The sequence below is a fragment of the Bradyrhizobium sp. genome (assembly GCF_049519115.1).
In the GTDB taxonomy this organism is placed as follows: Bacteria; Pseudomonadota; Alphaproteobacteria; order Rhizobiales; family Xanthobacteraceae; genus Bradyrhizobium.
Window position 1 is genome coordinate 156819 of record NZ_JBEKRB010000015.1, and the last position, 26189, is coordinate 183007.

The 26189-nt window shown below is 61.8% G+C and carries 21 protein-coding genes and 1 pseudogene; 8 read left to right on the forward strand and 14 right to left on the reverse strand.

The window, feature by feature from the left end; all coding sequences use genetic code 11:
* Positions 1–46: 46 nt before the first annotated feature.
* Positions 47–748 (forward strand): SDR family NAD(P)-dependent oxidoreductase, encoded by a 702-nt coding sequence (locus ABSE61_RS14485; protein ID WP_423871803.1) that lies wholly within the window; start codon positions 47–49, stop codon positions 746–748.
* Between the two features lie 151 nt (positions 749–899).
* Here the strand turns inward: ABSE61_RS14485 and ABSE61_RS14490 are convergent, their stop codons facing one another.
* Together ABSE61_RS14490 and ABSE61_RS14495 are read right to left on the reverse strand one after the other, a co-directional pair.
* Positions 900–1514, reverse strand: coding sequence for a GNAT family N-acetyltransferase (locus tag ABSE61_RS14490; protein WP_423871804.1), 615 nt, complete (start codon positions 1512–1514; stop codon positions 900–902).
* A gap of 72 nt (positions 1515–1586) precedes the next feature.
* The gene (locus tag ABSE61_RS14495; protein ID WP_423871805.1) at positions 1587–1790 is read right to left on the reverse strand and encodes a DUF1127 domain-containing protein; all 204 of its coding nucleotides are present in this window, start codon (positions 1788–1790) and stop codon (positions 1587–1589) included.
* A gap of 107 nt (positions 1791–1897) precedes the next feature.
* Between ABSE61_RS14495 and ABSE61_RS14500 the strand changes: the two genes are divergently transcribed.
* The 6 genes from ABSE61_RS14500 (at position 1898) to ABSE61_RS14525 (ending at position 8572) form a co-directional block, all read left to right on the forward strand.
* Positions 1898–2806 (forward strand): transcriptional regulator GcvA, encoded by a 909-nt coding sequence (locus ABSE61_RS14500; protein ID WP_423871806.1) that lies wholly within the window; start codon positions 1898–1900, stop codon positions 2804–2806.
* A 133-nt stretch (positions 2807–2939) separates the two neighbouring features.
* Positions 2940–4256, forward strand: coding sequence for an MFS transporter (locus ABSE61_RS14505; protein WP_423871807.1), 1317 nt, complete (start codon positions 2940–2942; stop codon positions 4254–4256).
* 230 nt (positions 4257–4486) lie between these two features.
* Positions 4487–5875 (forward strand): FAD-dependent tricarballylate dehydrogenase TcuA, encoded by a 1389-nt coding sequence (gene tcuA / locus ABSE61_RS14510; protein WP_423871834.1) that lies wholly within the window; start codon positions 4487–4489, stop codon positions 5873–5875.
* Positions 5876–5942: 67 nt separating this feature from the next.
* Positions 5943–6935, forward strand: coding sequence for an alpha/beta hydrolase (locus tag ABSE61_RS14515; RefSeq protein ID WP_423871835.1), 993 nt, complete (start codon positions 5943–5945; stop codon positions 6933–6935).
* A gap of 23 nt (positions 6936–6958) precedes the next feature.
* Positions 6959–8065 carry a tricarballylate utilization 4Fe-4S protein TcuB gene (gene tcuB, locus ABSE61_RS14520; RefSeq protein WP_423871836.1) on the forward strand — a complete coding sequence of 369 codons (1107 nt, stop codon included), beginning with the start codon at positions 6959–6961 and terminating at the stop codon, positions 8063–8065.
* A 24-nt stretch (positions 8066–8089) separates the two neighbouring features.
* Positions 8090–8572: a CinA family protein gene (locus ABSE61_RS14525; protein ID WP_423871808.1), complete on the forward strand. Its 483-nt coding sequence runs from the start codon at positions 8090–8092 to the stop codon at positions 8570–8572.
* Between the two features lie 3 nt (positions 8573–8575).
* Here ABSE61_RS14525 and ABSE61_RS14530 read toward each other — a convergent pair whose 3' ends face one another.
* The 10 genes from ABSE61_RS14530 to ABSE61_RS14575 all read right to left on the reverse strand — a co-directional run bounded on the left by ABSE61_RS14530 (position 8576) and on the right by ABSE61_RS14575 (position 19808).
* Positions 8576–9907 (reverse strand): HlyD family type I secretion periplasmic adaptor subunit, encoded by a 1332-nt coding sequence (locus ABSE61_RS14530; RefSeq protein ID WP_423871809.1) that lies wholly within the window; start codon positions 9905–9907, stop codon positions 8576–8578.
* The gene (locus tag ABSE61_RS14535; RefSeq protein ID WP_423871810.1) at positions 9904–11652 is read right to left on the reverse strand and encodes a type I secretion system permease/ATPase; all 1749 of its coding nucleotides are present in this window, start codon (positions 11650–11652) and stop codon (positions 9904–9906) included. The genes ABSE61_RS14530 and ABSE61_RS14535 overlap by 4 nt, the downstream gene beginning before the upstream one ends.
* A 238-nt stretch (positions 11653–11890) precedes the next feature.
* Positions 11891–12160, reverse strand: a complete 270-nt coding sequence (locus tag ABSE61_RS14540) for a GlsB/YeaQ/YmgE family stress response membrane protein (RefSeq protein WP_423871811.1) — start codon at positions 12158–12160, stop codon at positions 11891–11893.
* A 302-nt stretch (positions 12161–12462) separates the two neighbouring features.
* Positions 12463–13446, reverse strand: coding sequence for an ABC transporter ATP-binding protein (locus tag ABSE61_RS14545; protein ID WP_423871812.1), 984 nt, complete (start codon positions 13444–13446; stop codon positions 12463–12465).
* Entirely contained in the window at positions 13443–14855 is a 1413-nt protein-coding gene (locus ABSE61_RS14550; RefSeq protein ID WP_423871813.1) for an amidase, read from the reverse strand. Before ABSE61_RS14550 ends, ABSE61_RS14545 begins: the two co-directional genes overlap by 4 nt.
* Positions 14852–15049: a hypothetical protein gene (locus tag ABSE61_RS14555; protein ID WP_423871814.1), complete on the reverse strand. Its 198-nt coding sequence runs from the start codon at positions 15047–15049 to the stop codon at positions 14852–14854. Before ABSE61_RS14555 ends, ABSE61_RS14550 begins: the two co-directional genes overlap by 4 nt.
* Positions 15046–16095 (reverse strand): ABC transporter ATP-binding protein, encoded by a 1050-nt coding sequence (locus ABSE61_RS14560; RefSeq protein ID WP_423871815.1) that lies wholly within the window; start codon positions 16093–16095, stop codon positions 15046–15048. The genes ABSE61_RS14555 and ABSE61_RS14560 overlap by 4 nt, the downstream gene beginning before the upstream one ends.
* A 3-nt stretch (positions 16096–16098) precedes the next feature.
* Positions 16099–16983, reverse strand: coding sequence for an ABC transporter permease (locus ABSE61_RS14565; protein WP_423871816.1), 885 nt, complete (start codon positions 16981–16983; stop codon positions 16099–16101).
* A 7-nt stretch (positions 16984–16990) separates the two neighbouring features.
* The gene (locus tag ABSE61_RS14570) at positions 16991–17944 is read right to left on the reverse strand and encodes an ABC transporter permease (protein WP_423871817.1); all 954 of its coding nucleotides are present in this window, start codon (positions 17942–17944) and stop codon (positions 16991–16993) included.
* Between the two features lie 196 nt (positions 17945–18140).
* Positions 18141–19808, reverse strand: coding sequence for an ABC transporter substrate-binding protein (locus tag ABSE61_RS14575; RefSeq protein ID WP_423871818.1), 1668 nt, complete (start codon positions 19806–19808; stop codon positions 18141–18143).
* A gap of 199 nt (positions 19809–20007) precedes the next feature.
* On the opposite strand from ABSE61_RS14575, the gene ABSE61_RS14580 reads away from it, so the two are divergent.
* The gene (locus ABSE61_RS14580; RefSeq protein WP_423871819.1) at positions 20008–21615 is read left to right on the forward strand and encodes an ABC transporter substrate-binding protein; all 1608 of its coding nucleotides are present in this window, start codon (positions 20008–20010) and stop codon (positions 21613–21615) included.
* Positions 21616–21642: 27 nt separating this feature from the next.
* Here the strand turns inward: ABSE61_RS14580 and ABSE61_RS14585 are convergent, their stop codons facing one another.
* Entirely contained in the window at positions 21643–23877 is a 2235-nt protein-coding gene (locus tag ABSE61_RS14585) for a CHASE2 domain-containing protein (protein ID WP_423871820.1), read from the reverse strand.
* Positions 23878–24071: 194 nt separating this feature from the next.
* Positions 24072–26189 (reverse strand): annotated as a pseudogene (locus tag ABSE61_RS14590) (hypothetical protein); the annotation flags it as partial.

Below are 26189 nucleotides of genomic sequence, written 5' to 3' on the forward strand. Positions count from 1 at the left end.
GGGAACTATCGCATATCCCGCGCTGGAAAAAAGGTAGGAACATTCGATGGAGACCCCAAAATACAAGAAGGCCCTGATCGTCGGCGCCGGCGCGGGCCTGAGCGCCTCGCTGGCGCGGCTGTTCGCGCGCGAAGGCATCGGTGTCTCGCTCGCCGCCCGCAGCGTCGAAAAGCTCGGCGCGCTGTGTTCGGAAACCGGCGCGCGCGCCTATGCCTGCAATGCGACCGACCCCGACGAGGTCGAACGTCTGTTTGGCCTGGTCGAGCGCGAGAGCGGGATGCCCGACGTGGTGGTCTATAATGCCAGCGGCCGGGCGCGCGGCCCGTTTGTCGAGCTGGTGCCGGCGGATGTGGCGCAGGCGATTGCGGTCAGCGCCTTCGGCGGCTTTCTGGTGGCCCAGCAGGCGGCCAAGCGCATGCTGCCGAACAGACACGGCGCCATCCTGTTCACGGGCGCCTCCGCCAGCGTGAAGGGCTACGTGCAGTCCGCACCGTTTGCGATGGGAAAATTCGCGCTTCGTGGATTAGCCCAAAGCATGGCGCGCGAATTGTCGCCACAGGGCATTCATGTCGCGCATTTCGTGATCGATGGCGGCATTCGCAGCGATACGCGCGTTGAGGCCGCCGACCGGCCGGACTCCATGCTCGACCCCGACGCGATTGCGTTGAGTTACTGGAACGTGCTGCAACAGCCGAAGAGCGCCTGGACCTGGGAGTTGGAACTGCGGCCCTGGGTCGAGAAGTTTTGAAGATTGGGGCAATTCCTTTGAAGCTGCTTTTCGCTGTCATTCCGGGGCGCGAGTAAAACGAGCGAACCCGGAATCCATCTCTCCAGAAATTCCGCGGCGCGATGGATTCGGGGTCTGCGCCTGACGGCGCATCCAGGAATGATGAAGGCGTTTACACCACCATCTCTGCCACGCGCTGCGCAGCCGCAAGCTTCCAGCTCGCGCACGGGATATCCTGACGTATCGGATCGATCGGCTTTTCGAAGCGCGCCAGCTTCCAATCGTCCGGGTGGCGCGTGAAGGCAAAGCCGGACTTGTGGGCCAGCGCGATCATCGCTTCGTTGGAACGCAAGGTGTCGCCGAACATGTGGCGCGCGCCCAGCGCAGCCGCCCGGCACTCGAGATTGCCGAGCAGCGCGGAGGCGATGCCCTGGCGCTGCCAGCGATCGTCGATGGAAATGCCGAATTCGAAACTTTCCGTCGCAGAATCGAATCCATAACGGGCTTCGCCGACGATGGTCTCGCGGCCGTCGTTCATCATGACCGCGACCACGCTGAACCGGTCATTTTCACCGACATGAATGAAATGCCCGAGCTCGCTGGCCGACAGCTCGCTCATCGCACCGAGGAAGCGGCTGTGGCGCGATTGCATCGAAAGCTTGCGGAAGTAGCCTTGCAGCGCCTCGCCCTCGTCGGCGCCGACGAAACGGACGGTCAGCGTCTTGCCGTCGCGCAGCCTCAGATGGTCGGTGTGGCGTGGATGTTCGAGGAGACTAATCGCGGTCATGGCGGCCTCCCACCGGATTCGAAGAATTTGGCCGGCGCCCCTTTTTAAAGGCGGCGCCGGCCTCGGCTGCGTTCAAGCCCGCCAGAATGGCTTCTCGGCCTCGCGGACAACCTCGCTCCACGACAGGCCGACATCGTGCAGGTCGCGGTCGGACCAATGAGTCAGTTCGTGACGCTGTTGCCAGCGGTCGGCCCAAACATGGAATCGGTGGCTCAGCCGGGCCAAAAAGCCCAATTCATGATTATTTGTCAGTGTTTCGGATAAACATAAGGACATTTCGCCCTCCTAGATCCAACGATTTGAGCCAATATCGGTGGTTTTTGGCATTGCCGCAAACGACACTTTGGGCCATGATGGATGATATAAGCTCATGAATTGGTGCCATGGTCGCCCGCCTCCCCTCGCTCAACGGATTACGCGCCTTCGAGGCCGCTGCCCGGCATTTGAGTTTCACGGCAGCCGCCAGCGAACTGAACGTCACCCAGACCGCGATCAGCCACCAGATCCGGCGGCTGGAGGCCGAACTCGGGATCAGGCTGTTCGTCCGCCAGAACCGCAGCCTGACGCTGACGCCGGAAGCGAGGGAATACCTGCCGGGCATTCGCGCCGCCTTTAACGATCTGCGGCTGGCCACCGACCGGCTGTTGCGCAAGGACGGCGACCGCGTGCTGACGGTATCGACACTGGCGTCCTTTGCGGCGAAATGGCTCTTGCCGCGGCTGTCGAGCTTCCAGCAGGCCCATCCCGAGATCGATGTCCGCATCACCTCCTCGACCAGCCTGGTCGATTTCCGCCGCGACGATGTCGATGCCGCCATTCGGTATGGCCGCGGACACTGGGTCGGCCTGCGCGCCGACTGGCTGACAGCCGACGAATTGTTTCCGGTGTGCAGCCCGGCGCTTTTGAAGGGCGACAAGCCGTTGCAGTCTCCCAAAGACCTCGCCCATCACACCTTGCTGCATACCAGTGGCGGTTATGACGACGACTGGCGGCTGTGGCTGACGGCGGCCGGTCAGCCTTCGGATATCTCGAAACAGCGGGGTTTGAGCTTCGACCTGATCCTGATGACCGTGCAGGCCGCCATCGACGGGCTCGGGGTTGCGCTCGGCCGAACCACCTATGTCGAAGGCGATATCGCCAAGGGCCGGCTGGTGGTGCCGTTCAAGATGGCGCTGCCGGCCGACGCCGGCTTTTATCTGGTCTCACCGCAGGCACGCGCCGAATCGCCCAAACTGTCGGCGTTTCGGCAATGGCTCCTGGCCTCGGTCCAGGGCGGCTTGAAAATCGCCTGAAGTGGGCTCCGCGAAGGCAAGCGATTGTTGGAATCGGACCACCAGCGTGGCAGATTGGCCCGACAAATAAACGAATGTCTCCGAAAATGGCGCCGATACGGCGCAAGGTGCGGGGACCCAGGGAGAATATGATATGTCGCAAGCGTCCAGTTCGCCGCCGCCCCAGCTCAAATCGCGAATTGGCGCCATCCTCCGGTCCACCAGCGGCAATTTCCTCGAACAGTTCGATTTCTTCCTGTTCGGTTTTTATGCCCCCTTGATCGCGAAGGCGTTCTTTCCCTCCGAAGACGAGACCGCAGCCCTGCTCAACACGTTCGGCGTGTTCTGGCTGGGCGCCCTGATGCGCCCGGTCGGCGCGATCGTGCTCGGCGCCTATATCGACCGCATCGGCCGCCGCAAGGGTCTGATCGTCACCTTGGCGATCATGGCGATCGGCACGGTGACGATTGCGGTCTGCCCGACCTATGCGACCATCGGCGTGGCTGCGCCTGTTATCGTTCTCGTCGGCCGCTTGCTGCAAGGCTTCTCTGCCGGCGTCGAGCTCGGCGGCGTTTCGGTCTATCTCGCGGAGATTGCGACGCCCGGCAACCGCGGCTTCTACACCTCGTTCCAATCCTCCAGCCAACAGGTCGCGATCTTCGTCGCGGCCATCATCGGCTTTACCTTGAACGCGATGATGCCGGCAGATGCGATCGCGGCATGGGGCTGGCGAATCCCGTTCTTCATCGGCTGCCTCATCATTCCCTTTATTTTCCTGCTGCGGCGGACGCTCGAGGAAACACCGGAATTTCTGTCGATGAAGAAGCATCCAACGACGAAAGAGGTCTTCAGCTCGGCAGCGGTAAACTGGAAGATCATTGCGCTCGGAATGATGCTTGCAGCGATGACAACCGTGACCTTCTACTTCGTCACTGTCTATACGCCGGCCTTCGGCAAGGAACTGAACCTCACCGCGCAAGATAGCCTGCTGGTCACCCTCATGGTTGCCGTCACCAATTTCATCTGGAATCCGGTCGGGGGTGCGTTGTCCGACCGCATCGGCCGAAGACCGGTGTTGTTGGCGATTGCGGGCCTGTCCTTCGTGACCGCCTATCCGGCGCTGCTCTGGCTCACTGCCGCACCGACCTTCGGCAAATTGCTGGCGGTCGAGATGATGTTGTCATGCTATTTCGGCGTCTACAGCGGCACCATGCTCGGTGCGCTGGTTGAAATCGTGCCGGCGCATGTCCGCACCACCTGTTTCTCGCTGGCATTCGCGCTCGCAGCGGCGCTGTTCGGTACCTTCACGCCGTTCGCGGCAACCAAGCTGATCGCATTGACCGCCGACAAGGCGTCTCCCGGCTTCTGGCTGATGTGCGCCGCGGCGAGTGGCTTCATCGCGGCAATTGTCATCTATCGCAGCGGAGCGATCGAGGCGCGCGAACAGGCAGTCGCTGCCCAGCAAGCGTGACATGGCGACCGGTCGGGCTCTCGTCCACCGTTTTGATTTTCCATGCAAAGAAGACAAACGGTGCGGCGGTTCAGAAGTCCGCATCATTCTGCCGCGTGTTCGTCATGCGGATTTCTGAACCGAAGCCACACCGAGTCAATTTGCTAGTGTCCTTTCGATTCCGAAGTTCGTAAACGTGGGGCCGCTGGATGAGACGAACTTCGGAATCGGGACACTAGCGGATGGTTGAGTTGACCCGTCAATACGACGTGCTGGTAATCGGCGGCGGCAATGCTGCGCTTTGCGCCGCGATCAGCGCACGACGCGACGGCGCCTCGGTGCTGGTGTTGGAGGCGGCGCCGAAATTTTATCGCGGCGGCAATACCCGGCACACCCGCAACATGCGCTGCGCCCACGACGCGGCGACCGACATCCTCACCGGGCCCTACACCGAAGACGAGTTCTGGGAGGATCTGCTTCGCGTCACCGGCGGCCAGACCGACGAAGAGCTCGCTCGGCACATGATCCATGAGTCGAAGGATATCCTGCATTGGATCGTCCAACAGGGCGTGCGTTGGCAACCGTCGCTCGGCGGCACGCTGAGCCTGGGGCGGACCAATTCGTTTTTTCTCGGTGGCGGGCGCGCCATGCTGAACGCGCTGTACCTAACCGCCGAACAACTCGGCATCGATGTTCTCTATGACGCGGAAGTCATCGACCTCGACATCGCCGACGGCATGTTTTTATCGGCCACGTTCAAGCGCGGCGACGGGAGCGTGACTGTTGCAGCCTCGGCGCTGGTTGCGGCTGCCGGCGGTTTCGAGGCCAACATCGAATGGCTCAAGCAATATTGGGGCGAGGTCGCCAACAATTTCCTGATCCGCGGCACGCCCTATAATCGCGGCTCGGTCCTGAAGGTTCTGCTCGACAAGGGCGTGCAGGAGATCGGCGACCCCACGCAATGCCACGCGGTCGCGATAGATGCCCGCGCACCGAAATTCGACGGCGGCATCATCACGCGGCATGATTCCGTGGTGTTCGGTATCGTCGTCAACCGGGATGGCATGCGCTTTTACGATGAAGGCGAAGACATCTGGCCAAAACGTTATGCGATCTGGGGACGCCTCGTCGCCGCCCAGCCCGATCAGATCGCCTACATTATTTTCGATGCGAGCTCGCGCAACAGCTTCATGCCGACGCTGTTTCCGCCGATCGAATCTCTGACGCTCGGCGGCCTCGCCGAAAAGCTGACGCTCGATCCCGCGGCGCTGGAAAAAACCGTTGCCGGCTTCAACGCCGCGGTTCGGCCGGGCACTTTCGATCACACAATTCTGGACGATTGCCGCACCGAAGGTCTGACGCCGCCGAAGACGCACTGGGCGCGGCGTATCGAGACCCCGCCCTTCTATGCCTACCCGGTACGGCCCGGCATCACCTTCACCTATCTCAGCACGCGCGTGAACAGGCAGGCGCGGATGCAGATGAAGGACGGCAAGCCGTCCGCCAACATGTTCGCCGCCGGCGAAATCATGTCCGGCAACGTGCTGGGCAAGGGTTACGCCGCGGGGATGGGCATGACCATCGGCAGCGTGTTCGGCCGCATCGCAGGCCGGGAAGCGGCGAGGAATGCAAGGAACTGACTTCGCGGTGAAGCAGAAGGACAACGCCATGTCACGTTACGTGCTGACCGCCGCAGCCGCGGTTTTGATGACGGCCATCGCCGCACAGGCCGCCGATCCCATCGCGCTGCGCGACATGGGCTCGTTCCATGTCGGCGGCCGCCTGGTCGAGATCAGCGGCAAGCCGACCAAGGAAGTGACCTTCACGCCGGGCGGCGTGCCGGCGAAGGTCGATCCGAACGGCGTCTACCAAGTCGAGCAGATGTATGTGCAATACTTCCTGCCCGCCAGCGAACATGGCGCGTTTCCGCTATTGATGTGGCATGGCGGCGGACTGACCGGCGTCACTTGGGAGACCACGCCCGACGGGCGCGAAGGCTGGCTGAACTATTTCCTGCGCAAAGGCTGGAGCGTCTACAATTCCGACGCGGTCGAGCGCGGCCGCGCCGGCTGGGCGCAATATCCCGACGTCTTTAAAAGCGAGCCGGTGTTCCTGACCACCGCCAATCCGTTCGAACGCTTTCGCATCGGCGACGGGCCGAACTCGTATGATCAAGATCCCGCAAAACGCAAACTGATGCCGGGCAGTCAGTTTCCCGCCGAAGGCTACGACAACTTCGTCAAGCAGGGCGTGCCGCGCTGGACCACCAACGATGATGCGACGATCGCGGCCTATATCGCCGAGGTCGATCGGATCGGCCCCTGCATCATCATGGTGCATAGCCAGGGCGGCAGCTTCGGCTTCAAGGTGGCGCAGGCGCGGCCCGACAAGGTCAAGGCGCTGATCGCGGTCGAGCCCGCAGCCGTCGGCGATCCCGCCAAGATCGATACGCTGAAGAACATTCCGACCCTGATCATCTATGGCGACTACATCGATCGCGATTCGCGCTGGCCGAAGATGCGCGCGGCCGGCATCGCCTTTGCCGATGGCATCAAGGCCGCGGGCGGCAGCGTCGATATCATTGATCTGCCGCAGGCCGGCATCAAGGGCAATTCGCACATGATCATGATGGACAAGAACAATGCCGAGGTCGCCAGCCTGATCCAGAGCTGGCTCGAACGCAAGGGCCTGACCAAGTGAACATATCGACAAAGCCGTCCAGCGTGCACGGCACCCAGATCCTGAACGAAGCCGATCGTCTGATGACGGTCTGCAACTCCTGCCGCTACTGCGAGGGCCTTTGCGCGGTGTTTCCGGCGATGGAGATGCGCCGCGCCTTTTCCGACGGCGACCTCAACTATTTTGCCAATCTCTGCCACGCCTGCGGCGCCTGCTACACAGACTGCCAGTTCTCGCCGCCGCACGAATTCGACGTCAATGTGCCGAAGACGCTGGCCGCCGCCCGAGCCGAATCCTGGGCGACTTACGCCTGGCCGCGCGCTTTCTCCGGCCTGTTCGTTCGCAACGGCCTCGCCATCAGCCTTATTGCGGCGGTGAGCGTCGCCGCCTTCATTTTCGGGTTTGCCGCCTTGACCGACCATCAGGTGCTGGTCGGCGTGCATACTGGCCCCGGCGCGTTCTACGCGCTGATGCCGCACAACGCGATGGCCGCCTTGTTCGGCGCGGCATTTCTCTACGCCATCATCGCGCTCGCGATGGGGCTGCGCGCCTTCTGGCGCGACATCGGTGAGCCCATGGGCACGCTGACCGACCCGCCATCGCTGTGGCAGGCCATGAAGGACGCCGGCCAGCTGCGCTATCTCGATGGCGGCGGCGTCGGCTGCTTCAATGAAGACGAGCGCCCGACCGATCACCGCAGGGTCTACCATCACCTGACGTTCTACGGCTTCCTGCTGTGTTTCGCCTCGACCTCGGTGGCCACCCTCTATCATTATCTGCTGGCACGCGAGGCGCCCTATGCCTGGTGGGACCTGCCGGTGGTGCTGGGTACGCTCGGCGGCATCGGGCTTGTGATCGGGCCGATCGGGTTGCTCGCGGGAAAATTCAAACGCGACCCCGCGCTGGTCGACACCAACAGTACCGGCATGGATACCGCGTTCACGCTGATGCTGTTTCTGACCGGCCTCACCGGACTTGCGCTGCTGCTGTGGCGCGAGACCTCGGCAATGGGTCCGTTGCTGGCGTTGCACCTCGGCGTGGTGTTTGCGCTGTTCATCACTCTGCCTTACGGAAAATTCGTGCACGGCCTCTATCGTTATGCCGCGCTGGTGCGTTACGCGCGCGAGCGGCACATGATGAGCCATGTTTGATCCTGCCGGATCCGGGAGAACACCATGAAAGACCTCATCGCGATTGCCGAACAGGTCGCCGCCAAACTTGTCGCGCGGAAGGAAACCATTGCGGTTGCTGAATCCTCGACCGGCGGACTGATTTCGGCGAGCCTTCTCGCCGTGCCCGGCGCGTCGGCTTACTTCCTTGGCGGAGCCGTGGTCTACACCCGCGACGCGCGGCGGCTTCTCGCCGATATCCCCGACGAGGCGATGAAGGGAATCCGCTCCGCTTCCGAACCTTATGCTCAATTGCTGGCGAACCAGATCCGCACGCGTTTTTCGACTCATTGGGGTCTGTCGGAGACCGGCGCCACCGGGCCTACGGGCAACCGCTACGGCGACGCTGCTGGCCATAGCTGCATGGCGGTCGCGGGGCCGGCGTCGCAGGTCATCACGCTCGAGACCGGCAGCGCCGACCGGCACGGCAACATGCACGCCTTCGCCTCGCGCGCGCTTAATTTGCTGTTGGAGAATTTGTCGCGGTGAGAATTATTTCTCCCTGAACGCGCGCATCAACTGATCGTTCAGCGGTTTGATCAGGTAAGATAACAAGGTGCGCTCGCCGGTCTGGACGAAAGCCTCGACCGGCATGCCGGGGATCAGTTTGACATCGCCCAGGCGCGCGATCTCCGCCGCTGGCATCGAAACGCGGATCGTATAGGTGGACTGCCCGGTGCGCTGATCGGTGGTGGTGTCGGGCGAGACGCGGGTGACGACCCCGTTCAATTCCGGCGTGGTGCGCTGGTTGAAGGCCGACAGCCGCAGCAGCGTTTTCTGGCCGACCTGCAACTTGTCGATATCCTGCGGGGCAACCTTGGCTTCGACCTGAAGGTCGTCGGCCTGCGGCACGATCAGCATGATGGCGTCACCTGCGGTGATGACGCCGCCAACCGTATGCACGGAGGATTGCAGCACCATGCCGTCCTGCGGCGCGCGGATGTCGACCCGCCGCAACTGGTCTTCGGCCGTGACCTTACGCTCGACGAATTCGCCGATCTTGTCATTGGTCTCGCGCAGGTCCTTCGACACGTCGCTGACCACGTCCTTGTCGACCTGGATGATCTGCAACTCGGTTTCGGTGATCTTGCCCTTGGCCTGCGCCCGCGAGGCGATGTATTGCGCGCGTTCGCCCGACAGTCTCGCCGCGTCGCGTTCGAGCGTCGTCAGCCGCGCCATTTGCACCAGATGCTTGTCGTAGAGATCGCGAACGCCCGTCAATTCCTTCTCGACCAGTTCGATTTCCTGGTCTTTCGCCTTTTCCTGTGCCGCAAGACCTTTAATTTCCTCGTTCAACTGAACGATGCGTTCGCGCAACTGCGCCTTTTGACCGGTCCTGCCGTTGACACGCACTTCGAACAGCTTGGCTTCACTCGCCATGACCGCCTTGACTTCGGGATCACTGGCGCGATCGGTCAGCATCGGCGGGAATGTGATCTTGTCGAGGCCGCGTTGCTCGGCTTCCAGCCGCGCCGCGCGCGCCCACAGGCCGTCGAGGTTCTTGGTGACGATCGCAAGGCTCGCCTTGGTGACGGTGTCGTCGAGCCGCACCACGATATCACCCGCCTTGACGAGATCACCGTCATGGGCACGCACCTCGCCGACCACGCCACCGGTCGGGTGTTGAACCTTCTTGACGTTGGATTCGACGACGATCGATCCCGGCGCAATCAACGCGCCGGAGATCTGCGCGGTCGAAGCCCAGCCGCCGAGGCCGCCCGCCAGCAGAATGACCACCGATAGTCCCACCAGCAAATGCCGCTTGATCGAAAAACGCGTGCCCTTCTGCCCAAGATCGCTCATAACTTTTTGCAAATCGATCATGGCTTGGCGATGCCTCCGTCAGAGACGATCTTGATCGGCGTGGGCGCGGCGACGCGCGGCTGCAGAACCTGCCCCAGCACGGTTTCCTTCGGCCCGAAGGCCTGCACGCGGCCGTCCTTGAGCACGAGCAACTGATCGACCGCCTCGATCCCGATCGGCCGGTGTGCGACGACCACCACGATGGCGCCGCGTTCGCGCGCCCCGCGGATGGCGCGCGTCAAGGCTTCATCGCCTTCGGTATCGAGATTGGAATTCGGCTCGTCCAGAACGATGAGGAAGGGATTGCCGTAGAGTGCCCGCGCCAGCGCCACGCGTTGCGCCTGCCCTGCCGAAAGCGCCGTTCCCTGCTCGCCGACATGGGTGTCGTAGCCCTCGCGCATCCTGATGATCATCTCGTGGACGCCGGCTTCCTTGGCGGCCGAAATGATGCCGTCGGAAGTGGCTTCGGGATCGAAGCGGCAGATATTCTGAGCGACGGAACCGGAAAACAATTCGACGTCCTGGGGCAGGTAGCCGATATAGCGGCCGAGCACGTCCGAGGACCATTGGTCGAGTGCCGCGCCGTCGATCCGCACCTTTCCGCGCACCGGCTGCCAAACCCCGACCAGCGCGCGCACCAGCGAGGATTTGCCGGACCCACTCGGCCCAATGATGCCAAGGCCGTTGCCGGCCGTCAGCGCGAAGGTCACGTCCTGAACAATGAGCCGCTGGTCGCCGGGCGGCACGATACCGACGCCCTCGACCGACAGACGGCTCGACGGCGTTTGCAGCAAGGTCGGCGTGGCGCGGGCCGGCATCGAATCCAGCAAGCCGGTGAGGCGGTGCCAGCTCTGGCGCGCGGTGATAAAACTCTTCCAATGCGCAATCGCAAGATCGACCGGTGCGAGCGCCCGCGCACTGAGGATCGAGCCGGCGATGATGATGCCGGCGGTCGCCTCCTGATGAATCACCAGATAAGCGCCAACCGCCAGCACGGCCGATTGCAGCATCATCCGCATGACCTTGGCGGCGGCGCCAAGCCCGCCGGAGACGTCGCTGGCGCGCTGGTTGCCATCCAGATAGTTCTGATTGGCTTCCGCCCAGCGCCGGGTCAGCCGGCCGGACATTCCCATCGCGACCAGCACTTCGGCATTGCGCCGGCTGGCCGCCGCGAGATCGTTGCGCCGCGCCGCCAGTCCCAGCGCCTGACGCGCCGGGGTGCGCGACAAAAACTCGGTCATGACGGTGAGCGTCACCAGAATGACCGCACCAACCAGCGCAGTCACGCCGATCAGCACGTGGAAGGCGAAGCAGATCGCCAGATAAAACGGCAGCCACGGCAGGTCGAAGAACGCGCCCGGTCCCATGCCGCCGAGAAAGCTGCGCACATTGTCGAGGTCGCGCAGCGGCTGAAGGCCCTCATTGCGACTGCCTACGGTCAGCGGCAGGCGCACCACGATATCGAACACCCGCGCATTGAGCGTCTCGTCGAGCGAGGTTCCGATGCGGCCGAGGATTCGTCCCCGGATCAGGTCGAGGACACCTTGCGCGGCATAAAGGAAGCCTGCCAGGAGGATCAGACCCACCAGGGTCGGAACGCTGCGGCTCGGCAGCACCCGGTCATAGACCTCGAGCATGAACAACGACCCGGTCAGATAGAGCAGGTTGATCATGCAGCTCATGACGCCAACGCCGATAAAGGCGCTGCGGCAGGCGCGCAACGCTTCGCCGAGTTCGGAACGCCGGACACCGGAAGCGGCTGCCATTTAACCTGATCTCTTCACCTGGGGATCGCGTGCCCTGCTCATCACAGGTCCGCGACCTATTATTACCGATTCCTGGCGTCGCCGTCGAATGAAGTCACGTTAACCTAAATGCCTTCAGATCAACGGCTTTTCCGTCCGCCGGGCGGGCAAAACCCGCCCGCTTCGTTAGGTCACGCAACGGGCGCCAGAAGTTCAAGGCCGGCCGGCAAGGCTCGACCGGCCCGGCCTATGAAAGGCGTCAGAAACGGCCGCCGGTCCGGACTAGTCTCACGATTAGGAGCAGGATGATGGCGCCGATCGCCGAATAGATGATTTCCGATATTAGGCCCGAGCCGATCGTGATGTGAAGCTTCGGGAACAGCCAACTGGCGATAAAGGCACCGGCAATGCCGACAATGATGTCGCCGATGATGCCAAAGCCGGTGCCGCGCACGATCTTGCCGGCCAGCCAGCCCGCGACGAGGCCGACGAACAGAATAACGATCAGGCTCTCACTCGATATGTACATGAACAATCCCCCGGTTGCCGCGCGGCGTTCCTCCCGCGCTGGTCGGAAACCTATCCATTATTGGCCGACGAGGCCACGTCAATTTGAAGCCGAACAGGCCCGGCGGGGACGATATTGCCGGGGACCAAAACCCGCCTGACCTGGTGTCCAGATTCCGAAGTTCGTCGCATTTTGCGGAGCGACATTTCGAACTTCGGCATCGAAAGGACACCAGCAAACCTATTGATCTAGTGTGGCTTTGGTTCAGAAGTCCGCATAACGAACTCGCGGGCCACAATGAAGCGGACTTCTGAACCGCCACACTAGGCCGTCGCGGCGACCGCGACACGTTCCGCCAGAATGCACCTTGCAACTCGCTCGTTGGCCATTTGCACGTTGGGCGGAAGCGCATCGAGGCATCTCGGTTCAGCAAAACCGCACCGTGGCGCAAACGAGCAATTGGTGGGAGCCTTGTCGAGCGTCGGCGGCGTTCCCGGGATCGTCTCCAGCCGCTCGCCGCGTTTGGCGCCATGGACGGTCGAGGCCAACAACCCTTTCGCATAGGGATGAACCGGCGAGCGCACGATCTGGCTGAGCGTGCCCTGCTCCACGATTTCGCCCGCATACATCACCGCCACGCGGTCGCAGATTTCGACGGCAACCCCGATATCGTGGGTCACGAAAATCACCGACATGCCGAACTCGCGCTGCAACTCGCGCAACAGCAAAAGAATCTGGATCTGCACGGTGGCATCGAGCGCCGTGGTCGGCTCGTCCGCGAGCAGGACCTTCGGCCGGCAGGCGAGCGCCAGCGCAATCATCGCCCGCTGGCGCATGCCGCCCGACATCTCGTGCGGATAGGTGTCGAGCCGGCGTTTGGCCGAGGGGATGCGCACCACTTCCAGCATTTCCAGCGCACGCGCCCTCGCCTCGCTCTGGCTTTTGCCCTCGTGACGCATCACGGTTTCGGCGATCTGCTGGCCAATCGTATAGACCGGATCGAGCGCCAGCGCCGGTTCCTGGAAAATCATCGAAACGGTCTGGCCGCGGAAGGCCGACAATTCCTCGTCATCCAGCGCCAGCACGTCGCGACCGGAAACCCGAATGCTGCCTGTGATCGCGGTCCGCTTCCTCGGCAACAACCGCATCAAGGCGCGCAAGGTGACGCTCTTGCCGGAACCGGACTCGCCCAACAGCCCCAACACCTCTCCCTCGCCCACCGAGAACGAGAGATTGTTCACCGCGTGCACCGTGCGCTCGCCCGAAAAGCGGATGTTGAGGTTAGAGACGTCGACGAGCGCGGTCATGGCAGTTGCGGTACCTTTTCGTGGAAGTCGGTGGCGCGCTGGAACGCCGCGCCAATCCGCAAGATCGTCGCCTCATCGAACGAACGGCCGATCACTTGCAGTCCGACGGGAAGGCCGGCTTTGGTGAAGCCCGACGGAATCGACAACGACGGCAGGCCGAGATAGTTGATCGGCCGGGTAAAGCGCGTCAGCCGCTGGATCACGGCTTCGGCGTTGGGTGCGTTGCCGACATCGCTTTCGGCGATGGTCGGCGCCGGGATCGGCGACACCGGGGCGATGACCGCGTCAACCTTCGCCGTGGCCGCGATGTGGGCGGCCAGTGCCGGACCACGCCAGCGCAACGCCTCGAGATAGGTGACGCCGGAGATCGCAAGCCCGTTCTGCAGCCGCATCAATACCTGCGGGCCATAATCTTGCGGACGTTCGATCATCCAGCGCTTGTGGAAGGTCGCCGCTTCGACTGCGAGCACCAGTTGCGAGGCGCTCGCGAGCTGGCGCTGGTCGGGCAAATCGACCTGAACGATGTTGGCGCCTTCGCGCCCGAAAACGGCGATTGTCGCATCGAGCACGGTTGCGACTTCAGGATCGAGGTCGTCGACATAGAAGGCGCTCGGCACGCCAATAGTAAGACCCTTCGTCGATTGCGCCGTGGCCGACGCATAATCCGGGAGCGGTTCGGGAAGCGCGGTGGGATCGGCCGGATCGGCGCCCGCCATCAGCCCCAGCAAGACGGCGCAGTCGTCCGCGGTTCGCGCCAGCGGCCCGACGGTGTCGAGCGATTGCGACAACGGCATTGCGCCGGCGCGGCTGACGCGGCCCACGGTGGTCTTCAAACCCGTGACGCCGCAGAAATGCGCGGGCATCCGGATCGAACCCCCGGTATCCGAGCCGAGCGCGGCGAACGTCAATCGCGCGGCGACCGCCGAGCCCGATCCCGAGGACGAACCGCCGGTGACATGGCCCAACTTGAAGGGATTGTGCACCGGGCCGAAATGAGCGTTGTGGCCGGTCGGGCCGTAGGCGAACTCGGCCATTTGCAACGAGCCGAGTCGGACCGTGCCGGCGTCCTTGAGGCGCTGCAGCGCGGTCGATGTCGTCGTGGCAACGAAGTCACGGCGTATGCGCGAGCCGCAGGTCACGACCTTTCCGGCCTCATAATACATATCCTTGTGCGCCAGCGGCACGCCGTGCAACACCCCGCGGCGGCCACCTTTGGCGAGCGCCGCATCGGCGGCGTCGGCCGCCTTCAGGGCCCCATCCGCCTCGATCGCCATGAAGGCGTTCAGATGCGGCTGCCAATTCGCGATCCGGTCGAGACAGGATTGCGTCACCTCTCGGGAGGAAACGCGCTTGTCGGCGATTGCGCTGGCAACCGCCGTCAGCGACATCAAGGCCGGTTCGCTACTCATCGGGCGGCCTTTTCGGTTTGAACAAAAACAAACGTCGACGGCTCGAGATCGAACGGCAGCGTGCCGGCAATCGCCGCAAAGCCCTCGAAGGCGGGCCCAATGGAATTGGCGATGCGCGCCGCAACTTCCATATCGACCGGCACACCGGCAGCACTCGCAACAGCGCTAATCTCTTTCTCCGTGGGTTTTGTCATGTGTTGTTACCCCCTTCTTGTTTTGGCGCCCGGCTGTGCCCGGAGCCCGGAATAGCCATATAACAGGCCGCCTGATGACCCATTTTATCAAGCGCGGCGAGTTTAGGTGTCGCGCCGGCGCAGAGCGGCTCCGCAAACGGGCAACGGGTATGGAAGCGGCAGCCCGACGGCGGGTCGATCGGATTGGGCGGATCGCCCGAAATCGGCGGGGTCTCGGTCCTTCGATCGGGATCGGACGAGGGCATCGCGGCGAGCAACGCCTGTGTATAGGGATGGGCGGGGGCGTCCCAGACCTGATCGACCGGCCCAAGTTCGACGACTTCCCCGAGATACATCACCAGCACACGGTCCGAGATATAGCGGACGACGTTGAGGTCGTGGCTGATGAAGAGATAGGTCAGGCCGAATTCGCGCTTGAGATCGGCAAGCAAGTTGAGCACTTGCGCCTCGACCGATTTGTCGAGCGCGGAGACCGCTTCGTCCAGGATCACCAGGCGCGGCGACAGCGCCAGCGCGCGCGCGATGTTGACGCGCTGGCGTTGTCCGCCGGAAATCTCGTGCGGGTAGCGGCCGGCGAAGTTCTCCGGCCTTAAGCCCACCTTGCCCAAAAGCTCGCGCGCCAGCGCCCGCGACGCGCCATCCGCCATGCCGTGCACCTTGGGGCCGAACGCGATCGATTCCTCGATCGTCAGGCGCGGGTTGAGCGAGGCATAGCTGTCCTGAAACACCATCTGCATCCCGCGGCGCAATTCACGCAGCGACAACGCGCGCCCGACCTGCATGCCGTCATAAATGATCTCGCCGGCATCCCGCGCCATCAGATGCATCAACAGCCGCGCCGTGGTCGACTTGCCACAGCCGGATTCGCCGACTATGCCGACGGTTTCGCCCTTGGCTATGGAAAACGACACATCGTCGACTGCCCGCACCGTCTTGCGCGCGCTGAACCAATCGCCGCGCACCGGAAAATGTTTCGTCAGCCCGTTAACTTGCAGCAGCGGTTGCGCGGCGCCGCCGACGTCCTCGATCGGTTCGAGCAGGGTCATGGCCTAATTCCTGATGTCCATGGCCGAGCGCATGCCGTCGCTGAGCAGATTGAAGCAGATCGAAACCGCAAAGATCATCGCGCCCGGCAACGCCGCAACCCACGGGTTGACGTAGATCGCGGTGCGCAAGGTGTTGAGCATCAGTCCCCATTCCGGCTCCGGCGGCTTGGTGCCGAGGCCGAGAAAAGAAAGCCCGGCCGCCAAGATCATCGACACCGAGATCAGGCCGGTGGCGTAGACGAAAATCGGCCCCAGCACGTTACCCAACATGTGCACGCGCATGATGGTGAAAGTGCCGGCGCCCGAAGCGCGCGCGGCTTCGACAAAATCCATGTTGCGCACGCTGGTGGTGACGCTTTCGGCCACGCGGGTGATCTGTGGGAAGAAAACAATGGTCAGCGACACGATCGAATTGACGATCCCAGCCCCCAAGGCGCCCGAAATCGCAATCGCCAGCAGCACCGAAGGAAAAGCGTAGAATACGTCGACCGTGCGCATGATCGCGGTGTTGATTTTGCCGCCGACATAGCCGGCGACCAGACCGAGCGAGGTGCCGATCACAAAGGCCAAGATGACGGGAAGAATGCCGATGACCAGCGACAGCCGGCCGCCATAGATCAAGCGGGCCAGCATGTCGCGACCGAGTTCGTCGGTGCCAAGCGGATAGCCGGCCGTGCCGATATGGCGCAGCCGCCGGATCATCGAGCCCTGATAGGGGTCGGCGAGACCCAGCCACGGCGCGCAAATGGCCGAGAGGAAAATCGCCATCAGGACGATGGCGCAGGCCATGCTGACCTTGTCGCGGACGATGCGCCGTCCGACGGTCGTCCAATAGCCGCGCGACTTGGTCGCAGGCGGCGCCTGAAGAGCTACTTCCATCACGCTCATCGGCCAACTAGCTCCGCTTGATCCGCGGATCGATCGCGGCTTGCGCGATATCCACCAGCAGATTGAGGATGACGAAAAACATCGCCAGCACCAGGATCGTGCCTTGCAGCAGCGGCAGATCGCGCTGGAAGATCGCGGAGTTGAGCAATAATCCGGAGCCCGGCCAGGAGAACACCGTCTCGATCAGGATCGAACCGCCGAGCATGTAACCCAGTTGAAGGCCCATGACCGCCATCGCGGTCGGCGCAGCATTCTTGATGACATGGCGGAAGACGTCCGTCTCGTGCAGCCCCTTGGCGCGCAACGCTTCGACAAAATCCTGGCTCAGGATATCGCCGGTGAGCGCGCGCACCGTGCGGGTGACGATGCCCATAGGAATAACCGAGGTAGTGACCGCGGGCAGGATCAGATAGCGGATGTGCTCCCAGTCCCATGCCCAGGCGCCCGAGCCGCCCGGACCGGCGCCAACCGCCGGCAGCCAGCTCAACTGCACCGAGAAAATGATGACCAGCACCATGCCGAGCCAGTAATGCGGCACCGAGACGCCGGCAATCGCAATCGAGGTCGCGACCTTGTCGATCCAGGTGTCGCGGAAGTAGCCCGCAACCAGGCCGAAGAACAGACCGAGCGTAAATCCGATCAGGGCGGCCGCGATCGCCAGCATCACGGTGTTGCTGACCGCGCGCAGGACTTCGCTCAATACCGGACGACCGGTCGCGATCGAATTGCCGAGATCGCCATGGACTGCCCGCCACAGCCACAGCCCGAACTGCACCGGCAACGGACGATCGAAGCCGTAGGCCGCGCGCATCTGATCGGCGAGTTCCTGCGAAGCGTCAGCTGGCAGCACCGCGACCAGAGGATCGCCGGGCGTGATATGCACGAGCATGAAACACACCAGCGCCACGCTGAGGAGAATCGGGATCACGTAGACGATACGGCGGGCGATGTAGATGAGCACTAGAGCTCCGATTCCGAAGTTCTCCCCTTGTGGGAGAAGGTGCCGTGGACGAAGTCCGCGGCGGATGAGGGATTCTATTCCCACGGAGACTGATTCCTGAAATGAGAGGTCCCGGTCCGCGGGAGGCAGACCCCTCACCCGTCTTCGCGTCCCGCGAAGCCACCCTCTCCCACAAGGGGAGAGGGGAAGAGTCATTTCATTGCGTCAGAGTTATCGGCGACAGATCGACAAACCAGCTCTTCGGCTGCACGAAACCCTTGATCTTGGGGCTGAGTGCGCGCGGCGCCACATCGTGAGCGACGTAGAGAAACGCCGCATCGTCGACGGAAGCCGCGTGCAATTCGGCCAGCGCCTTGTCGCGCTCGGCCGGATCGAAGCTCTGGCGCGCCTTCGTCACCAGCTCGTCGAATTTCGGGTTGTTGATATAGCCCCAATTGTTCGACACCGGCGGCGCCATGCCGGATTGCAGGAAACGCACCATCGCAAAAAACGGATCCATCGCGGCATAGGTGACGTTGGTGGCGTTGGCGCCGTTGGCGGAAGGATCCTTGGCGCCGCGCCGCCAGTTCGTGAACAGCGTATTCCACTCAATGACGTCGAGTTGAACGTCGAAATAACACTCGGCAAGCGCCTGCTGCAGATACTCGTTCATCGGCAGCGGCAGCATCTGGCCCGAACCGGAGGCCGAGGTCTGAATCTTGACCGTCAATTTCTTGTTCGGACCGAAGCCTGCTTCCTGCATCAGCTTTTGCGCCGCCGGCTTGTCGTATTTGATCTCAAAGCTCGGCTTTCCCCGCCAGGGATGACCGGGCTCGAAAGTGCCGGTCGCCGGCACCATCAAGCCTGCGAGCAGGCCATCTCTCAGGCCTTCGCGGTCGACGCAGAGATTGGCGGCCTTGCGCACGCGGATGTCGTTCCAAGGCGAGCCTTCGGCGCGTGAAAATTGCCACGGCCAGACATGCGGCTCTTCGTTCGCGTAAAGGACAAAGCCGCGCTGTTTGATTTCCGGAAGCGCATCCGGCGCAGGTGCTTCGATCCAGTCGACCTGACCGGAGAGCAGCGCCGCCGTGCGGGCGTTCGCCTCGGGCATCGGCAACAACACAAGCTTATCAACCTTGGGGACGCGGGCCTTGTCCCAATAATTTGCGTTCTTCACAAGCTCCAGCCGCTCACGCGGCGTAAAGCTCGACATCTTCCAGGGACCTGTGCCTGAGGCGTCTTTCGCGAAGGCCTCCCACGCGGCCTGAGATTTGGCTTTCGTATCCGCACCGGCCGCCGCCTCGAACAGGTTCTGCCATTTCACAGGGCTCGCCATGAACAGGTTGGTGAGATTGATGGGCAGGAAGCTGTCCGGCTCCTTGGTGGTCAATTCCACCGTCATGTCGTCGATCTTGCGTGCGGAGGCGAGCGTCGGCATCCGCGATGCGGTTACGCCGACCTGGCTCGGATCGAACTGAACGGCATCCTGCTTGAGGACTTTTTCGACATTCCAGACCACGGCATCGGCGTTGAACGGCGAACCGTCATGGAATGTGACACCTGGACGAAGCTTGAAGGTCCACTTCTTCTTGTCGGCGTCATCGACCTTCCATTCGGTCGCAAGGCCGGGAATCATCACGCTCGCCTTGTCCGACGACGACAGGTCCCACATCGTCAAACCGTCATACATGGTGAGGCCAGTGAAACGATTGCCTTCGAAACCCTGATCGGGCTGGCCCAGCGTACGCGGAATATCGGCCGCCGTCATACCAATGCGCACCACTGCTTCAGCGCGGGCCAGTTGCGGCCAACAGACGCTCACAGCAGTCGCCAGGATAAGCGCTGCGGCTTGGCGCTTTCCCACGATCTCACTCAATCTGGTCATCAATCCTCTCGATTTTTCGATGACTATTTTCTATGCAAATTTATGCAATGGCTGTGCCACCGAGAGCAATAGCTCTCTTGAACGTGATGGCCCTGCTGCCTTCATTTGCGCTACCCGGAACGTGTTGTCGCAGGTGCTGTTTTTGGCATCAACCTTGCACGCGATACGCCTGTTATTTGTTCAATGGAGACTTCTGTTCATGCGCATCCGAAATCTGATCTTGGCCCTGTCCATGGCCCTTGCCGTCTGCTTCGGCCTGAAGGCCAATTCTACGGAAGCCGAGACCGTGGTGCGCTACGGAATTTCAATGGCGGATATCCCGTTAACCACAGGCCAGCCGGATCGCGGCGCCGGCGCCTATCAGTTCACCGCCTACACCATTTACGATCCGCTGATCGCCTGGGAGATGGACGTTGCGGACCGGCCCGGCAAACTTGTGCCCGGCCTCGCCACCGAATGGAAAGTTGACGACAAGGACAAAACCAAATGGCGGTTCAGTCTGCGCAAGGGCGTCAAGTTTCATGACGGCAGCGATTTCAACGCCGACGCTGTGATCTGGAATCTCGACAAAGTCCTCAACGACAAGGCGCCGCAATTCGACAAGCGACAAAGCGCGCAAGTAAAGACCCGCCTGCCCTCGGTGGCGAGCTACGCCAAGATCGACGACGACACGGTCGAGATCACGACCAAGACGGTCGACTCCTTCTTTCCCTACCAGATGCTCTGGTTTTTGGTCTCAAGCCCTACCCAATATGAAAAGCTCGGCAAGGATTGGGATAAATTCGCCAGCCAGCCTTCCGGCACCGGTCCTTTCAAGCTGACCAAGCTGGTGCCGCGCGAACTGGCGGAGCTTTCGAAGAACCCCGATTATTGGGACAAGAAGCGCCTTCCGAAAGTCGACAAGCTGGTTCTGATTCCGATGCCGGAAGCGTTGACACGCACCAACGCGCTGCTCGCCGGCCAGGTCGATCTGATCGAGACGCCGGCGCCCGACGCGGTGCCGCAACTCAAGGCCGCCGGCATGCGGATTGTCGACAACATCACCCCGCATGTCTGGAATTATCATTTAAGCGTGCTGCCCGGCTCGCCGTGGACCGACATCCGCCTGCGCAAGGCGCTCAACCTCGCGATCGATCGCGACGGCGTGGTCGGACTGATGAACGGCCTGGCGAAGCCCGCCAAGGGACAGGTCGATCCGTCCAGCCCCTGGTTCGGCAAGCCTTCCTTCGACATCAAATACGATCCGGCCGCCGCGAAGAAGCTCGTCGAGGAAGCCGGCTACTCGAAGGATAAGCCGCTGAAGGCGACGTTCATCATCGCGCAGGGCGGCACCGGGCAGATGCTGTCGCTGCCCATGAACGAATTCCTGCAGCAGAGTTTCAAGGAAATCGGCATCGACATCGACTTCAAGGTGGTTGAACTCGAGACCCTCTATACGCATTGGCGCAAGGGTGCGGCTGACGAGATCAATGCCGGCATCACCGCCAACAACATCGCCTATGTGACCTCCGATCCGCTCTATGCGATCGTGCGGTTCTTTGCCTCCGATCAGGTTGCGCCCGTCGGCGTGAACTGGGGCGGCTACAAGAATGCGAAGGTCGATGCGCTGATCAGTGAGGCCAAGCAGACCTTCGACACCAAGAAGCAGGACGAACTGATCGCGCAAGCCCATGCGCAAATCGTCGATGACGCAGCGCTGGTGTGGGTGGTGCACGACACCAATCCGCATGCGCTTTCGCCGAGGATCAAGAAATTCGTGCAGGCGCAGCACTGGTTTCAGGACCTGACGACGATCGGCGTGGAGTAAAGCGCCTCGCGGCGCCTGGAACGACGGTTACTTCGTCAACAGCGCGAAGGCGCCGTTCCAGTCGTCGGGCGGCGGATTCTTCTGGTAGGCGAGAATGCGCTCCTCATAGAGATCGTACAAATAGGCCAGCCTGCCGGCCTCGTCGGTGCGCCGGCCGCGCTCGATCGACATCAGTGCGCCTTCCCAATCGCGGCTGCGATAGCAGGCCAGCATCTCGATGGTGAGGTTGCGCAGGTTCTGGAATCGCCCCGACATCGCGACATCTTCGCGCCCGGCGATGGCGTAGATGACCTCCGGCTCCTTCTTGCCTTTGACCATGATGAAATCGAGCTCGAGGATGGCGAACTTGTCCTTTGCAGCAAGCGCCGTCTTCGAGCCCGCGATGATCGGAAAGCCGTACTCCTTGGATTGGCCTTCCAGCCGTGAGGCCAGATTGACGCTGTCGCCCAGCACCGAATAGTCGAAACGCAAATTCGAACCCATATTTCCGACGACGCACACGCCGGTGTTCAGACCGACCCCGACATTGATCGGAATATAGGCGTGGCCGCCGTGCTGCGCCTCGGCCTCCCGATCCTTGTTCAGCACGTCGATCTTCTCGAGCATGTCGAGCGCGGCATTGCAGGCATTGATCTGATGTTCGTTGTCATCCAGCGGCGCGTTCCAGAATGCCATGATCGCATCGCCCATATATTTGTCGATGGTGCCCTTGCGGGCCAGGATGGCGTCGGTCAGCGGCGTTAGGAAGCGGTTCATCAGCGCGGTGAGGCCCTGCGGATCGTGCTTGTAGGACTCCGAAATCGTCGTGAAGCCGCGGACGTCCGAGAACATGATCGTCATCTCGCGTTCTTCGCCGCCGAGCTTGAGCTTTTCCGGCGAGTGCGCGAGCTGCTCGACCAGCGCCGGCGAAATATACTGGCCGAATGCCGAGCGGATCTGGCGGCGCTGCGCCTGTTCGCGAACAAAGCTTGCGAAAATCAGGGTGAGGTAAATCGCGGTGGTCGACAGCAGCGGATAGGTGAAATCGATCAGCAGCCGTTGCTCTTTGTAAAAATACAACGATGTGCCGACCAGCACCGTGGCGAACAAGGCGCCGACGGCGACAAGCGTGACGGGTCCGAGGTTCGGTGTAAAGAGAATGACCAGAAACCCCAGAACAAACGCGGCAAGAAGTTCAACGCCGAGCGCATAGTTCGGTTGCGAAAGCACCGCTTTGGTGAGCGCGACTTCCAGCACCTGGGCATGAATTTCGACGCCCGGCATCACATTCGATACCGGCGTCGTCTTGAGGTCGTTCAGCGCCACCGCCGATGTGCCGATTAGGACAAGCTTGCCCTTGATCATGTCGAGCGGCGCGGTCCCATCGAGAACACTGGTCGCCGATACATAGATCGACGGATCATGGCGCGCGAAATGCACCCAGAGCTGCCCGTCCTTGTCGGTCGGGATATCGAGCCCCCGGACGGCAATGCTTTTGACACCGTTGCGGTCATATTTGGCGAGAATCGTCGAGGTCCCCGAAATGACCCGCAGCATTTCCATGCTTAACGCCGGCATCATATTGCCTTGCGCCCGCAACATCATCGGTACCCGGCGGATGATGCCGTCGCGCTCGGGGACGATCGTAAGCAGTCCGCGACCCGCGGCAACCTTTTCGAGAATCGGGACATTGCGCAACAGGCCGGGAAACTCGAAAAAGTCCGGCTCGGCTCCCGCTTTGTCGCCGAGCGTTGCAAACCCCGTGAAAGGAAGGTCCTTGTCGATTTCCGAAACCACGGTTTCAAGCCCGGTCTCGCCAAGCACCACGCGGGCACGCCGGAGCGCATCGGACAAGACCTGGTCGTTGCTCGGCAGTGCGCGCAGCCTGCTTCGGGTCAGTTCATCCAGGTAACGCATCGTGTCGGATAGAACGTCGGGGTTCAGTCGGTCCGGCTCGGCAAAAACCACGTCGAATGCAATGGCAACCGCGCCAAGATTGGCGAGGTTAATGATCATATCCGCCAGGCGCGTGCGCGGCCACGGCCACTGTCCGAATTTCTTCAGGCTCGCTTCATCGATGTCGACGATGGTGACGGGACGCACCGTCTTCACGCGAGGATCGAAGCGCTGATAGAAGTCGAAAGTCCTGACCCGGAGTTCTTCGATCGGCGCAAAATCGGCGATGCGTAACGCCGCGATGCCGATCAACAGGAAAAGGCACACCAGCCGGGAAAAGCCGAACCTCCGCCCGAACCAGCGCCGGATGATTTTGAGACGCCTCATGCCTGCAAATCGGGTTGGAGCAATGTCGTCAGGTCCGCTGGCGATCGTGGCAGGCGCATTTCAAACACGAAATATCCCGACACGACAAGTCCGCGAGGCCCGAATGGGTGGATACTCTGGCCGATGATCCTCGGGCGCGCGCGACACCGGCTCCCCGGGAGCAGTGAGGAGACGCCGGCGCCACCGTGGGCGGCTTACACGAAATGGAAGTCCGCGGCGTGCAGATGCGCCTTGGCGAAAGCGCTCAGACCGACGCCGTCATGCCCGTCGCCTCCAACTGGCATATTGGAATGACCCTGGTCGGGAGCGGTGTTCGAGCCGGTGTGTAGATTGGTCAACATCGGACCACCCGGCTGGCTATTTTCCTGGTCCGGATGGAAATCCGCCGTCGGGGCATGGTGGTGCCCGTCGAAATTGAACACAAACCCGTCGGTGCCGGCTGTCCCCGTCGAATTCTGGTTCGATGCCACGGTCGTATTTGCCGGCGTTTGACCGTTGTTGTTCACCGGCGGATCGACGATCAGCGTACCGCCATTGCCGTCGCTCTCGATGGTGAAATTCGCCAACTGATAGTTGCCGTCGAAGTTGATGCTGTCGAGCGCCTGGCCACTCGCATCGTGCAGCGTCAACGTTCCCGTGCCGTTGCCATGATCCGTATACGTCGTCTTGTTCACCGCGACGTCGGCGATGTTGACGTCGGTAACGTCGATCAAATCGGAATTCGCCGTCGTGCCGTCGCCTGCAAAGCCGACGATGGCTCCGGTGAAGTCCTTGGAATCATCGAGCACGAGTTCGCCGGTATTGCCGCTAGTATTGGTAAAATTCACCGTCGCCTTGCTTGCGGCCGAAATTTCCAGCGTCTGGTGGCTGTCGATCGTCACATCGCCGCTGACCGCCGACGAGGCGAAGGTAAAATTGCTTACGGTCTGCGTTGAGACAGCCCCGCCGGTAGCTGCAGAGAAGCCAACGTACGCAGTATCGGAGCCCAGTACATCCGCCAGATTGACGTTATAACTGATCGTGAACGTGTCGCTGGTCACAAGGTCGGTCAACGTCTCCGTCAAGACGCTGCCGTTGTATGTAAGACCGACGTTGATCGTATCTCCGGTATCCCAGAAATCGACCGGGAGGGTCGAAATATAGTCCTGCGTGTAGCCGGTTACGCCATCGATTCCAAGGTTGGTGCCCAGGGTATGTCCATTGAAAATATTCAGCTCGATGGCCACACTCGGCGTGATCGCGGTGCCAGAACCCGGCAAAGTGCTGCCGTAACCGAGATCGCTGCCGGGGCTTCCGAGCGCATTAGGGCCATCAGGAGAGTTCTGCAGGATGAAAGCCATTCCGTCGGCCGGATCACTCTGCGCGGTCACGGAATAATCGAACGACGCCGTGAACTTGGAAATTGAAACAACGGAATTGTCGAACCAGCTGGTTGCTTCAACAACCGAGCCGTTCGTTAGTTCGATCGTGCTGCCGGCATTACTGACCTCCGGTGTATAAAACCCATTGGTATTGATGGTCCCGTTGGAAAACGAGATGTAGTTGTTGATATTAACGTCGGTCCCGTGTGACGCGGCTTTGTCTTGCGACAGCGCAAACTGATTCTGCGAGAAGATGCCCTCAATATCCAACGTCGATTCCAGCGTCCCCAAGCCGTTGTAAATCTGCAAGGTACCGCTGCCGCCATTGGCCGTGGTGGTCTGCGTCCAGACCGCATGTTCGTTCGACGCAAAAGCGAGGTCGGTGAGACCGATCACATCGCCAGCGGCCAGACCGGCGATCGTTCCATCGAAATGCTTCGAATCATCGAGGGTCAACGTACCGTCGGTGACCGGTCCGCCCGGCGCGCCGAAGGTCACGGTCTGGCCGGAGGAAACCGAGCCGCCAATCTCGACCGTTGAGTTGTTGAAGATATCGATCGAGCCATCGCCGGAGATATTTCCGGTGACATCGACATAAGCGCCCGAATGACCGCCCGGGGCGCCGGATTCGATTAACCCGTTGTTGAGGACGTTATCGTCGATCAGCAGCGTGTGGCCCGAAGAAGCTTCGAGCACGCCGCCGGCATTATTCGTCACCTGAAGATTGCCGACGAGGCCGCCGGAGGTGAAGAAATTGGCGCCGGTGTCGATGACCAGCGCATGCGATCCCGTAGCATCGATCGTGCCGCTGTTCGACAACGTCAGGTGGCTGTCGCCGATCGTGCCGGCGCCGGAGATCGTATCGAAGTTGGAAAGCTTGGCAGCCGAGCCGTCGCTCGCGATGAAACTGTAGAAGTCGCTATTCATCGTCACGTTGCCGCCGCCGGTGAG